The sequence below is a fragment of the Pseudomonas sp. SWRI50 genome (genome assembly GCF_014269095.1).
GTDB lineage: Bacteria > Pseudomonadota > Gammaproteobacteria > Pseudomonadales > Pseudomonadaceae > Aquipseudomonas > Aquipseudomonas kermanshahensis.
The window spans coordinates 243,039-255,275 of the sequence record NZ_JABWRW010000005.1 but is presented as its reverse complement, the minus strand read 5'-3'; the positions used below and the strand labels follow the sequence as shown (position 1 = coordinate 255,275).

At 63.8% G+C, this 12,237-nt stretch carries 11 protein-coding genes; 3 read left to right on the top strand and 8 right to left on the bottom strand.

Features of this window, described 5'->3' with window-relative positions:
- Positions 1–20: 20 nt before the first annotated feature.
- A complete protein-coding gene (locus HU750_RS08340; protein ID WP_186678490.1) occupies positions 21–1,148 on the bottom strand; it encodes an FAD-dependent oxidoreductase in 1,128 nt (375 codons plus the stop codon).
- A 218-nt stretch (positions 1,149–1,366) separates the two neighbouring features.
- On the opposite strand from HU750_RS08340, the gene HU750_RS08335 reads away from it, so the two are divergent.
- The 3 genes from HU750_RS08335 to HU750_RS08325 all read left to right on the top strand — a co-directional run bounded on the left by HU750_RS08335 (position 1,367) and on the right by HU750_RS08325 (position 4,758).
- On the top strand, positions 1,367–2,290 hold the full coding sequence (locus tag HU750_RS08335) for a LysR family transcriptional regulator (RefSeq protein WP_027593285.1): 924 nt from the start codon (positions 1,367–1,369) through the stop codon (positions 2,288–2,290).
- A 352-nt stretch (positions 2,291–2,642) separates the two neighbouring features.
- Positions 2,643–3,800, top strand: coding sequence for an alpha/beta hydrolase family protein (locus HU750_RS08330; RefSeq protein WP_186678489.1), 1,158 nt, complete (start codon positions 2,643–2,645; stop codon positions 3,798–3,800).
- A gap of 22 nt (positions 3,801–3,822) precedes the next feature.
- Positions 3,823–4,758 (top strand): VOC family protein, encoded by a 936-nt coding sequence (locus HU750_RS08325; protein ID WP_027593287.1) that lies wholly within the window; start codon positions 3,823–3,825, stop codon positions 4,756–4,758.
- A 124-nt stretch (positions 4,759–4,882) separates the two neighbouring features.
- Here HU750_RS08325 and HU750_RS08320 read toward each other — a convergent pair whose 3' ends face one another.
- The 7 genes from HU750_RS08320 to HU750_RS08290 all read right to left on the bottom strand — a co-directional run bounded on the left by HU750_RS08320 (position 4,883) and on the right by HU750_RS08290 (position 12,144).
- A complete protein-coding gene (locus HU750_RS08320; RefSeq protein WP_186678487.1) occupies positions 4,883–5,890 on the bottom strand; it encodes a formylglycine-generating enzyme family protein in 1,008 nt (335 codons plus the stop codon).
- Complete coding sequence (locus HU750_RS08315) at positions 5,887–7,524, bottom strand: arylsulfatase (protein ID WP_186678485.1); 1,638 nt, start codon at positions 7,522–7,524, stop codon at positions 5,887–5,889. The genes HU750_RS08320 and HU750_RS08315 overlap by 4 nt, the downstream gene beginning before the upstream one ends.
- An 18-nt stretch (positions 7,525–7,542) precedes the next feature.
- Positions 7,543–8,331, bottom strand: a complete 789-nt coding sequence (locus HU750_RS08310; RefSeq protein WP_099429316.1) for a cyclase family protein — start codon at positions 8,329–8,331, stop codon at positions 7,543–7,545.
- An 11-nt stretch (positions 8,332–8,342) separates the two neighbouring features.
- On the bottom strand, positions 8,343–9,323 hold the full coding sequence (locus HU750_RS08305) for an NAD-dependent epimerase/dehydratase family protein (protein ID WP_186678482.1): 981 nt from the start codon (positions 9,321–9,323) through the stop codon (positions 8,343–8,345).
- Positions 9,314–10,306, bottom strand: coding sequence for a fumarylacetoacetate hydrolase family protein (locus HU750_RS08300; RefSeq protein WP_186678479.1), 993 nt, complete (start codon positions 10,304–10,306; stop codon positions 9,314–9,316). Before HU750_RS08300 ends, HU750_RS08305 begins: the two co-directional genes overlap by 10 nt.
- Positions 10,303–10,875 carry a cupin domain-containing protein gene (locus HU750_RS08295; protein WP_099454184.1) on the bottom strand — a complete coding sequence of 191 codons (573 nt, stop codon included), beginning with the start codon at positions 10,873–10,875 and terminating at the stop codon, positions 10,303–10,305. The genes HU750_RS08300 and HU750_RS08295 overlap by 4 nt, the downstream gene beginning before the upstream one ends.
- Before the next feature lie 63 nt (positions 10,876–10,938).
- The gene (locus HU750_RS08290) at positions 10,939–12,144 is read right to left on the bottom strand and encodes an MFS transporter (protein ID WP_186678477.1); all 1,206 of its coding nucleotides are present in this window, start codon (positions 12,142–12,144) and stop codon (positions 10,939–10,941) included.
- Positions 12,145–12,237 lie beyond the last annotated feature (93 nt).

The window sequence follows — 12,237 nt, the reverse complement described above, 5'->3', positions numbered from 1 at the left end:
AGCCGCCACGGCTAGCAGTTTCAGATCGGTTCGGCGGTCAGCTTGAGCATCGCCTTGGTCAGTCCGATGCGATCGAACGTCGCGTCACGGGCCATTTCCCTCTCCCCGGCCATGATCGAGTTCTCGCTGATGTACTTGCAGCGCTCAAAGCGGCGCGTCATGAAACGCTCAAGCCGCTCCTCCACCGAGCCGCTGCCGCACAGCTCCAGGCTCAGAACCAGCGCGTCTTCGATTGCCATCCCTGCGCCCTGCCCCAGATGCGGCGTGGTTGCATGAGCCGCGTCGCCAATCAGCAGCACACGGCCTTTGAACCAAGGTTCGTTGACGAACACCACTTCCATGGGTTTGTAGACCACCTGGCTGCTGTCGGTAATCTGCTCGCGCAGCTCGCCCACTAGGCCTGCGATCTTACTGATGCGGTCACGCATCAGTTCGGCCAACTGTGCCGGCTCATAGCGGGGGTTACCCGGTTCGTGTGAGGTGGAGAACATGTACATCAGGTCATCGGACAGCGGTACCAGGCCGGCGTTGCCCTCAGCACCGACATAGCTCGCCAGATGATCAATGGAAGGATGTCGAGGAAAGTTGTAGCGCCACACGGCCTGCCCGGTGAAACGCGGCTTGTAGGTGTCACCAAAGAGCATGCCGCGAATCTTCGAGTAAACGCCGTCGGCCCCCACAACCAAGTCATAGCGAGCAGCGCTGCCATCGGTGAAGCTCACATCCACGCCGGCCGCGTCTTGTTGGAAGGATTCTACCGACAAGCCAAGGCGTACCTGGGTGCCAAGGTCGATCGCAGTGGTGCTCAGCACCTGGTGCAGAGACAGGCGCGAGATACCGACGTTGGCGGGATACTCCGGGCCGGCCAGGCGCTGGCCTGGGATGCGTACCAGGGCATTGCCCTGCAGATCGTAGATGCCAACGTCCTCGAAGGCATAGGCCGCTTCGAGGTAGCCTTCGAGCACGCCGAGGCGGGCCATCTCTCGCACCACGTTGCTCTGCTGAATGATGCCGACGCCATAGACGGTCCACTCGGACTTGACTTCCACCAGGTCCACCGCGATGCCCTGGCGGCGCAATGCGATGGCCGCGCAGAGGCCACCAATCCCGCCGCCGACTACGAGTACCTTGCTGATATCGCTGCTCATGGATGAATCCTTGTTCTTGTTGTGGGAGCGCAGGGTCGATCGCGAGCGTGACAACCCGAGCATTAACAATGTTTTGACCGGGACCACGCCAGCGCGGCTGGATAGCACAACAACAGAGAGGCCCTAGGAGCACAGGCTAGGAAGGCAGGAACAATTTGACTAATCGTTAGTCGGGATGCAGGGTATCGCGAAAATAAATACAACAAGAGATGCCCGTGATGCGCTTTAAACACCTGGATTTGAACCTCCTGGTGGCGCTGGATGTACTGCTCGAAGAGCAGAACATCACCCGTGCCGCCGCCCGCCTGCACATGACCCAATCGGCCACCAGCGGTGTGCTCGGACGCCTGCGGACCTACTTCGAAGATGACCTGCTAGTGCAGGTGGGCCGCAAGATGATGCCCACCCCACTGGCAAAGGAACTGGCATTACCGGTTCGCGACGTACTGCTGAAAATCCAGACCTCCATCACCGCCAAACCAGTGCACGACATCTCCGAGAGTAAACGTCACTTCCGCATCATGGCCTCGGACTACCTGATCAGCGTGCTGTTCGCCGAGGCGATTCGCGAGATCAACCACGAAGCCCCGAACATCACCTTCGAACTCATCAGCCCCGGCCAGACCGCCATGGAAATGCTCATGCGCGGCGAAGTGGACCTGATGATCGCGCCAGAGCACTTCATCGTTAAGGAGCACCCCTCACAGCTCTTGTTCGACGAACAGCACGTCTGCGTGGTGTGCGCCGAGAACCACAGCATCGGCGAGCGCCTGACACTGGAACGCTACCTTGAGCTGGGCCATGTCGGCGTCGCCTTCGGGCGCAGCCGTACGCCCGGCATAGAGGAGTGGTTCATGAGCCAATACGGTTGCAAACGCCGCGTGGAAGTCATCACCCACGACTTCAATACCTTGGCGCAACTGGTCATTGGGACCCAACGCATCGCCACCATGCACAGCCGCCTGGCACGGCTTTATGCACGCAACCTGCCGCTGCGCATCTTGCCGCCGCCGGTGGAGCTGCCGGCCATGCAGGAATACATGAGTTGGCACCGCAGCCTGGACCGTGACCCCATGCTGCGCTGGCTGCGCGAAAAGCTGACGGAGATGGTCAGCCGCCCAGAGTCTGCCGTTACCGCTTGAGCCCCTCGGCATCCGGGGTCCCGCTACAGCCCCGTCCCGGATGCGCAACCAAACGATACTGGCGATGCGTCCCCTCAGCGTTCGCCATGCCTGCCATCACGGCGGCACGCCAGGTATCTCGCAATCCGATAGCTGGCATCCAAACAAGCGATTTGTCCAATCCTTTGGCCCATGCGAGCTTGCGCAAGCTGCCCCAAGGGGCGGCCGACGCCCGCGCCACTGCCTGATGCGGGAGCGTTCACACCGGGTTGCCCGACTTGAGCCCTGCCGATCTGCGAACAGCGCCTCGGGCGATAGCCCTGGCTATGCAGGGTCGATTGCGGCCAGGACCAGAAGAAGGAAAAACAACAATATGTTCCGCTATTTCCCCACCAACTACGTTTGGAACCTCTCGGTAAACCTCGCTATCGAGATGGGCGCGCGCATCGGTGAAATCGTCGAAATGTGCGAACCGCTTCAGGAAGCCGCCAAGCAACCTGACGCCGACGGAACCCGCGCCTTTCGAGAAGCCTGGTCGAAGACGGCCGACAAACTCTGCGACCTGGCCCGCGAGGACGAAGAGAAAGGCCGCCTGCTTTCGGCCGGCGAAAAGTACAACCGTGCCGCAACCTACTACCTCACAGGTGAACGCCTGCAAGCTCACGGCGCCCCAGGTCGCATGGCGCTTTACCAACGCTTCCTCGACACCTTCGCCCGCGGCATCGCGCTCTCCGGCGAGAATTGCGAGCGGGTCGAGATCCCCTATGAGGGCAAAGTCATTTCCGGGCTATTCATCCGTGCCGAAGGCGTACAGGGGCCGGCGCCTCTACTGCTGCAACTCAACGGCCTGGATTCCACGAAAGAAATGAAATACCGGGTTGGCCTGCCGACCTGGCTCGCCAAGCGGGGCGTGTCATCGCTAGTGATCGACCAGCCGGGCACCGGCGAAGCGCTGCGCCTGCACGACCTGAAAGCCCGTTATGACGCCGAGCATTGGGGCAGCCGCGTGTTCGACTGGCTGGAAACCCGTGCGGATGTGGACCCCAAGCGCATCGGCTGCGAAGGCGTGTCGCTGGGCGGCTACTACTGCCCGCGTGTGGTGGCTTTCGAGCCGCGCTTTGCCTGTGGCGTGGTGTGGGGCGCCAACCACGACTGGCGCGATGTGCAAAAGCGCCGCCTGGAACGCGAAGGCAGCTTCCCGGTGCCGCATTACTGGGAGCACGTGCGCTGGGTGTGGGGCGGCAAAAACATCGACGAATTCATGGCCATCGCCGAAAACGTCCACCTAGACGGCGTGGTGGAACGGATCAAGGTGCCGTTCCTGGTCACCCATGGCGAGCAGGACTCACAGATCCCGCTCAAATGGGCCCACCGCACCTACGAACAACTGGTCAATAGCCCCAAGCGCGAACTGAAGATCTTCACCCCGCGCGAAGGCGGTGTGCAGCACTCCAGCTTCGATAACTCCATTAACGCCGGCCAGTACATCGCCGACTGGGTCGCCGAAAACCTCGGTGGTCGTACCGCCTGATAGACAAGAAGAGAAACCGACCATGAAGATCATCGGACCTGATTACCTTGTGTTCGGCGTCGACAACGTCGACGCCTGCGTGCAATACCTCACCGACTACGGTTTGAAGCCGGGCAAGCTGGACGAAGCCGGCGGCTACCTTGAGGCCCTGGACGGCACTGGCATTGAAATTCGCCACCGCGACGACCCACGCCTGCCCAAGGCCATGGAGACTGCGAACACCCTGCGCGAAACCGTTTACGGCGTAGCCGACGAAGCCACCCTGCAGGCCATCGAGGCCGAACTTTCCAAGGACCGCACCGTTGTGCGTGGGGAGGACGGCGTTTTGCGCGTGGTGGACGACATGGGCTTCGCCCTAGGTTTTCGCATCACCCTGCGCCGCCCGTTGGTGATGCCCGGCGAGATAAGCAACGCCCCCGGCGCACAGCTGGGCCGCGCCATCAACTCGCTGGGCGCCAGCGACGACATGCCGGCTTTGCCACGCAGCCTGTCGCATGTGGTCTATTTCGTGCCTGACCAGGCCAAGGCAGAAGCGTTCTACACCCGCCTGGGCTTTGTCTGCACCGACCGCTTCGTCGACACCGGCCCCTTCCTGCGCCCGGCTGGCACCCAGGACCACCACACCCTGTTCCTGATCCAGACGCCGCCGTTCATGAAAGGTATCGAACACTTTACCTTCCACATGGGTGGCCCAACCGAGGTAATGATTGCCGGTACCCGCTTCGTCGAGAAAGGCTATGAGTCGTTCTGGGGGCCAGGGCGTCACCAGCTGGGGTCCAACTGGTTCTGGTACTTCAACAGCCCCATGGGCTGCCACGTGGAATATGACGCCGACATGGACCTGCATGACGAGCGCTGGACCGCGCGGGTTGCAGCGCCCGGTGCCGACAACTCGCAGTACTTTCTCTTCCACTACCAGGAAAAATGGGCCCCTGGCGGCCCGCCACCCAAACATTGAGGGTGGGTGGCTCCACGAACGCTGACACGCCGTGAGCGGGTCGCCCCCTATACCCTGGGGCGACCCGCTCTTCGTTTCCCGGCAAACCGGTTGGCGAGGGGTCATTCAGACTGCTTGTACTACCCTACCACTCCGAGTGGGTCAAGGTTGTTGGCGGGATACGGCGAATGGTGCGAAAGCCCACATGAGAGGTCGCCAGGTCCGCATCCTGGCGCTCACGTGCCGCCGTGCGATAGCGGGCGCAATAGGACGCGGCGCAAAGGTAGGAGCCACCCTTGATGACCTGAGGACGCGACGGTGCAAGCGCGCTACGCAATTGGCTCGGATCGCCATTGGCGTGACTGATCAGCGGCCCCCATTGGGCATCTGCCGTCCATTCCCAAACGTTGCCGATCATGTCGAACAGCCCAGCGGCGTTGGCGGCAAAACAGCCCACTGGGGCAACGCCAGCGAAACCGTCCTCGGCTGCGTCATGCACGGGGAACACGCCCTGCCAGTAATTTGCGGCGGGCTGGCCGTTGCTGTCGCGTGGTTCCTCGCCGAGACGTTGCGAGGGGTCAACGCCGCGCGCTGCATATTCCCACTCGGCCTCGCTGGGAAGGTCGTTGCCGCGCCACTGTGCGTAGGCCTGGGCGTCCGCCAGGGTGACCAAGGTCACTGGGTATTGGTCCAGGTTGGCCAACGGCCCGTCCGGGCCCGATGGGTGGCGCCAGTCAGCACCCCTTACGTAACGCCACCAAGGCAACGCCGACCCGCCGCTGGCCGTGTCCAGCGGTACGTGGAACAACGCGGCGCCACCGGAGCGCTCAGCCTCGGTGATGTAATGGGTGGCCTCGACAAAGGCGCCGAACTGCGCGCGGGTAACCTCGGTGCGATCGATCCAGAAGTCGCCGACGTGCACTGGGGCTAACGGTCGCTCATCCGGGTAACCCCCATCAGTGCCGGGGGTGAAGCGCCCGCCGCTGACGCGGACCATCCCGGCCAGCGGGTCGTTGCCCCAACCCGCCGGCAAGCCACCGTAGGCCTCGCAGCCGGCGACATTGCCCAAGGGCAGGCTGGTGGGCGAGCGCGCAGCTACCGTCGCCAGGGCCAGCACACTCAAGCCACCCACGACGAAGAGCTGGCGCCTCATGGGGCCTTGGCCAGAGGCGGTGCGACCACTCCGACACGGCGGGCGTAGTCCTGCCAGGCCTGCTGCAAGCGTTGCGTGGTTTCCGGCTGGCTGGCGGAGAGGTCGTGCTGCTCGCCGCGATCGTGCGACAAGTCGAACAACTGCCAACGCAACGGTGGCTGGGGCTGGCCCGGCATGCTCCAGGGCACCAGGCCAAGGAGTTTCAGGTTACCTTCGCGGTAATAGCGGCTGCCAAACAGCTCACCGGCCATTACCGGCTCAGCCCGGCCTTTGCCTTCGAGCATCGGCAGCATGGAGCGGCCGGTGATGGGATGCTTGGGCTGGCCTTGGTACTGGTCACCCGGGTCCGGCAGACCCGCCAGGGCAAGGAAGGTCGGCGCTAGGTCATCCACCCGTGCCACACCACGCTCCAGCCCCTGACGACGGAGGCTGGCCGGCAATTGTACGATGGCCGGCACGCTGATACCGCCTTCGGCGGTGCTGCCCTTGAACAGCCGCAGTGGCGCCGCGCTCACCTCTGCCCAGCGCAGCCCGTAGTCGATCTGCGACCCGCGTCGGCCGAGATTCTCCAGGCGGTTGTCGGTATTCGGGCCGGCGGGGTAGTACTGCTCGTGGCGTTCGCCAGCGGGGCCGTTGTCGGACATGAAAACGATCAAGGTGTTGTCCATCTGGCCGCTGGTCTGCAGGTATTCCAGCAGGCGACCGACGTTGTGGTCGAGGTTGTCCACCATCGCGGCGTAGATCTCCATCTTGCGCGCCTCGATGCGCTTGCGCTGGGGGTCCAGTTGGTCCCAGCCAGGCAACTGCGGGGTGACCGGGAGCGGCGCGGAGCTCTGGAAGTCGGCAGGCAGCAGGCCTTTTTCTTTCATGCGCTCGATTCGCGCCTGGCGAACCGCGTCGTAGCCGCCGTCGTAGCGACCGCGGTATTTATCCAGGTAAGCCTGCGGTGCTTGCAACGGCCAGTGTGGCGAGGTGTAAGCCGCATACGCGAAGAAGGGTTTGCCACTGCCCTGCCCCGCCTTCAGGTACGCCAGCAACTTGTCGGTATAGAAGTCCGTGGAATAGAAGTCATCCGGAAGCTCCACTGGCTTGCCATTCTCGCGGTAAGAGAGTTGTTCGATCTTCGCGGTCGAGCCAGGGGCGGGCTTGAAGTGCACCCCACCCCCTTCGAGCAGGGTGAAAGACTGCTCGAAGCCACGACGGTCCGGGCCCTGCTCCGGGGCCAGGCCCAAGTGCCACTTGCCGACCATGGCGGTACGGTAACCACCATCGCGCAAGAGGCCGGCGATAGAGTGCGCCTGTTGGTTGAGGTAGCCCTCATAGCCTGGCTTGCCTCGTTGGAATGGCTGCATCCCTTCGGCCATGGTACCCAGCCCGGCCAGGTGGTTGTCGGTGCCGGACATCAGCATGGATCGGGTCGGCGAACAGGTCGGCGCAGCGTACATGCTGGTCAGTTGCAGGCCACTGGCCGCCAGGTGATCGAGGCTCGGTGTGGCAATTTCACCACCGAAGGCGCCGAGGTCGGAGTAGCCCAGGTCATCGGCTACGATCAGCAATATATTGGGGCGCTCGGCCGCGCCGGCGAAGACTGGCGCAAAGCACGCCAAGGCCGCCAACAGTATGCGTAATCGCATAGGGAGTTGCTCCTGTTCTTATTCTTCGAAGATGGCCACGGCGCGGACGAAGCCGGCCGAGGCATGCTTGATCTTGTAAGGGAAGCAAGACACCAAAAAGCCGCTGGCCGGCAGGCTATCAAGGTTGGCCAGTTTCTCCATCTGGCCGTAGCCGATGTCGCGCCCAGCCTTGTGGCCTTCCCAGATGATCGACGCATCGCCACTCGCGGCGAAGCGTTCGCGGGTGTACTTGAAGGGTGCGTCCCAGCTCCAAGCGTCGGTACCCACGACTCGCACGCCGCGCTCCAGCAGGTAGAGGGTGGCTTCACGGCCCATGCCGACGCCTGCTTCCAGATACCCCGGCTCGCCGAACAGGCTGCCGGCACGGGTGTTCACCAGCACGATGTCCAGCGGTTGCAGCTCATGGCCGATACGCGAAAGCTCAGCGTGCACCTCGGCGCCAGTCACCACATGGCCATCGGGCAGGTGGCGAAAGTCCAGCTTCACTCCCGCTTGCAGGCACCACTCCAGCGGCAGCTCATCGATACCGAACGCCGGCTTGCCGCCGTCGGTGGTAGAGGCGTAGTGCCAAGGCGCATCCATGTGAGTGCCGCTGTGGGTGGTGATCGACAGGCGCTCTGCTGCCCACGACTCGTGCCCCGGCATCTGGTCCAGGGACAGGCCAGGGAACATCGCGGCCATTTCAGGCCAACCCTGCTGGTGGTCCATGTAGTCGATCTTGGGCAGCAGCGGCGGCGGGTCGGTGTAGGGGTTGTTGTCCAGTGTTACCGAGAGATCGACGAGGCGGCGTTTACGGGCAAGGGTCATGGCAGCAGGTCTCAAAGGGTTTGTAATGACGCGCGCGCATGGCGCGGGCGTTGGCTCAGGCTAAGGGCGTTACGCACCAGCGTTTGGGCAGAGCCATCGTGATGAAATCCCAGGGCTCGCGATTGCGGGGTACGCAAAGGCGGATAGCGGCCGAACAGGGCCTCCAGGTCCACGTTCGGCTGGTAGCTCACCAAGGCCCGACGGTCGTCGCCGAAGGCCTCGGCCAGAGCCTCGACCACTTGGTCCATGGCCAGATGCAGCACTGGCAACTGCCACACCCGCTGAGGGCCGGGGTTTTGCAGTTCGGCGGCATGCAGCAGGTTGTCGACGCAGCAACGCGCCGACATCCACCAGGCGGTGGCCTGCGGCGACACCGGGCAGCAATAGTTTTCTCCAGCGGCAAGGGCGTGCATCAGGTCGCTCATGAAGGCCGAACGCAAGCCGTTCGGCTCGTGGGGCCTTGCGACGATGCCCGGTAGCCGCAATGCGCGGCCATCTACCTCGCCACGGCGGGCGAGGTCATTGAGCTGGGTTTCCACCATGACCTTGTGCGCGCCATAAGACAGCGCCGGACGCGGCATCCACTGCTCGTCCATGCGTGCCGGTAGTTGCGCGCCGTACACGGCCACGCTGCTGGCGTAGACCAGCACCGGTGGCCGCGCAGCGTTGCGCAACTGGTCGAGCAGCTCCAGGGTCGCCAGCAGATTCACCTGCCGGCCCAATGCATAGTGCTCCTCGGCTGCGCCGCCGGGGACGCTCACCAGATGGAACACGACATCCACGCCATCGGCCAGGGCGCGGCGTAACAGGGTCGGTTCTGCGATACTGCCGGCGAGCAAGCGCAGGCGCGGGTCGGAAGGAAAACCCTCCAGTTGCTGATCCAGTAACACCAGCGCTTCCAACGGCTGGCCTCGCAGTTGGCCCTTGTCGAGCAGTCGTTGCACCAGCAAGCGGCCAAGGAAACCGGCAGCTCCGGTAATCATCACGCGCATGGCGGGGCTGCCTGGACTACCTGCTGGTCGATGGCACCGAACAACGGCGAACCATCCGTGTTGTGGGCCTCCATGCGAATGCGGTGACCGAATTGCAGGAAGCCGGTGCGCGGCGCGCCATGCTCGATCATTTCAATGGCGCGGCGCTCGGAAATACACGCCGACCCCACGCTGCGATCGGCATTGGAAACGGTGCCGGAGCCAATCACGCTACCGGCGCCGAGGCGACGGGTCAGCGCGGCATGGGCGATCAACTGGTGGAAGCCGAAGTGCATGGCGCCGCCATGCGGGTGGCCAAACCACTGGCCGTTCCACTCCACTTTCAGGGGCAGGTGTACGCGACCGTCGCGCCAGGCATCTCCCAGCTCGTCTGGGGTAACTGCGACAGGGGCGAAGCTGGAGGAGGATTTGGCCTGGACGAAGCCGAAGCCGGTCTTCATTTCCCGTGGCGCCAACGCCCGCAGGCTGACGTCGTTGACCTGCAGTACCAGGCGAATATGCTTCAGTGCCTGTTCGGCCGTGCAGCCCATGGGCACCTCGTCCACCAGCACAGCGAACTCGCCTTCGAAGTCGATGCCGTGGGCCTCGCTGGGCAGTGCAATGTCTTGCTGCGGGCCAAGGAAGTCGTCGCCAGCGCCCTGGTACATCAGCGGCGTGGACTCTACGCCTTCGATGGGCGCAAGGTTGAACGCTCGCTGCATCAGCTCGCCGTGGCTGAGGAAGCAAGAGCCGTCCAGCCATTGCCAGGCACGCGGCAGCGGCGCCATCACGCGGGCGGGGTCGAAGTCGAAGGCGCCGGCGAGTTCACCTTTGTTAAGGGCATCGTAGCGGCCGCGCAAGTCGGCCTCCACGTTCGGCCAGTCATCCACGGCCGCTTGCAACGTGGGGGCGATATCGGCGGCGTCCACCGCACGGCTCAAGTCACAGGAAACCAGTAGCAGGCGGCCGTCGCGGCTGCCGTCGTCGAGTGTGGCAAGCTTCATTGCAGCATCTCCTTGAGTTCGGGGGCGTAGCGGCCGTCAAGCAGGATGAAGACCATCCGCGCCATGTTCTCGGTGCGGTTGCTCCAGGCATGGTTGGTGCCGCGCTGGACCACGATGTCGCCGCGTTTGAGGTGGACTTCCTCGCCGTCGAGCACCAACCACACCTCACCCTCGGTGACGAGGCCGTAGTCGAGGGTTTCGGTGCGGTGCATGAGCTTGTGCCTGGAGTCCGCCTTGCCAGTGCCTGCATGGGCTTGGCCGATCTCGGCGAAGGCCGCAGCGGCATCCTCGGCGCTAACTTGGTTCTGCACGCTGTCCGGCGGGATATCCACCACACGGATAACGCTGCCCTGGGCACCCGGGGAAAGTTGCAGGGGCTTGTCGGTTGGGTCGGCGCCATTGTCCAGCAGCGCCGGGCTGACGCTGCTGTTCCAGACCTCATAGAACAGGGTGCCGGGCACCGCCTTGAGCGGGAAGTTGTTGAGCGTGGGGCCTGCCAGGGTGACCACGGCGCGGCCCTCGTTGTCGTGGCCGGTGACCACGCGCTGGAATGGGGGAAGTGCTTGCATGAAAACTCCTTTCAATCAATTGCCGTCACGCGGCGTTTTCCAGGGATTGGGGCATGGCTACCTCTAGATGTGATCAAGCGTGGTGGTAGCGCCAGCGCCGCGCGAACGGAAACACTTCGCCAGCACCACGCAGGCGAGCGCCAGCAGCAACTGGGCGACAGCCACCACGGTCAGGGCGCCAGGCAATTGGGCGACCACGCCGCCATTGAGGCCCAGCACCACCAGGGGGCTGATGAACTCGCCGGCAAATAGGGCTGCGGTGAAGCCTCCGGTGGCGCGGCCGCGCTGGGTGAAATCGACCTGCCTCATCACTCCGGTGATCAGGGTCGGCAGCATCAATCCGATGCCCAGGCCATTGATCAGCACCGCAACCGCCACCAGCGTTGGGTTGGCGGTGGTGGCCATCAGCAGCCCACCGCCCCCGGCTGTGGCGAAAGCCAGCAGCAGCAGATGTTGCCGGCGCTGGCCGTTGAGCAGGCGGAAGCTCAGTGCACCGGCCAGCACGCCGAGCTGGTTGGCGCCCATGGTCATGCCGATCTGCTGGGGCGAATCGACGTGCAGCAGGGTGAGCAGGAAGCCAGCTTGCACCGGCACGATGAATAGGCTGATGCCCGCCAGTACGGTGAGCAGGTACAACGGCAAGAGCCTGCGCCACGGGAAGTCTTCAGCCTTGCCAGACAACGCCGCGGCTTCAGCGACCTTCGGCTCCCAGAGCAGCATTGCCATCAGCGGCAGGAGCAACAGGCCGGCGCCGTACAGCACGAAAGGCAGACGCCAGTCGTTTTGCCCAAGTGCGCCGCCCAAGGCGATGAACACTGCCGCCGAAAGCGAAGTGGCGACCATCTGCAGGGCGAACAGGCGCTCGCGCCGCCCGCCCTGGTAGTAGTCACCCATCAGCGTCGTGCAGCAGGTCATGATGCCAGCCTCCGCCAGGCCCAGGCCTGCACGGCTGATGACGATACCCAGCAGCGACTCAAGCCACAGCGGCAGCAGCCCGCAGAGGCTGTAAAGCATCATCGAGGCCAGCAACAGCGGCTTGCGCCCCAGACGGTCGGCGATGACACCGGCAAACGGCGCCAGCAGCGCGATCACTAACGCCGGAATGGTCAGGCTGATAGGCACCAGCACTTCGGCGCCGGGTGTATCGGCAAAATGCGCCTGCATGCGCGGCAGTACAGGTGCCAGCAGCACCGCGCCCAGCACCGGCAAACAGCTGCCAAACAGTAGCAACAAGGATTGCGGCAAACCCGCCTGGCGCTCAGTGCTCATTGCAGTGCGCCTCCATGGCCGTCTGTAGGACGCGCGGCAGTGCGAGCCAGAGGGTTTGCAAAGTCTCGATCAGTGGTGTCATACCCATGTGCT

Bases quoted from the DNA above. Each gene is read 5' to 3' on its own strand.
- HU750_RS08340 (WP_186678490.1), bottom strand. From the start codon at position 1,148: ATGAGCAGCGATATCAGCAAGGTACTCGTAGTCGGCGGCGGGATTGGT.
- HU750_RS08335 (WP_027593285.1), top strand. From the start codon at position 1,367: ATGCGCTTTAAACACCTGGATTTGAACCTCCTGGTGGCGCTGGATGTA.
- HU750_RS08330 (WP_186678489.1), top strand. From the start codon at position 2,643: ATGTTCCGCTATTTCCCCACCAACTACGTTTGGAACCTCTCGGTAAAC.
- HU750_RS08325 (WP_027593287.1), top strand. From the start codon at position 3,823: ATGAAGATCATCGGACCTGATTACCTTGTGTTCGGCGTCGACAACGTC.
- HU750_RS08320 (WP_186678487.1), bottom strand. From the start codon at position 5,890: ATGAGGCGCCAGCTCTTCGTCGTGGGTGGCTTGAGTGTGCTGGCCCTG.
- HU750_RS08315 (WP_186678485.1), bottom strand. From the start codon at position 7,524: ATGCGATTACGCATACTGTTGGCGGCCTTGGCGTGCTTTGCGCCAGTC.
- HU750_RS08310 (WP_099429316.1), bottom strand. From the start codon at position 8,331: ATGACCCTTGCCCGTAAACGCCGCCTCGTCGATCTCTCGGTAACACTG.
- HU750_RS08305 (WP_186678482.1), bottom strand. From the start codon at position 9,323: ATGCGCGTGATGATTACCGGAGCTGCCGGTTTCCTTGGCCGCTTGCTG.
- HU750_RS08300 (WP_186678479.1), bottom strand. From the start codon at position 10,306: ATGAAGCTTGCCACACTCGACGACGGCAGCCGCGACGGCCGCCTGCTA.
- HU750_RS08295 (WP_099454184.1), bottom strand. From the start codon at position 10,875: ATGCAAGCACTTCCCCCATTCCAGCGCGTGGTCACCGGCCACGACAAC.
- HU750_RS08290 (WP_186678477.1), bottom strand. From the start codon at position 12,144: ATGAGCACTGAGCGCCAGGCGGGTTTGCCGCAATCCTTGTTGCTACTG.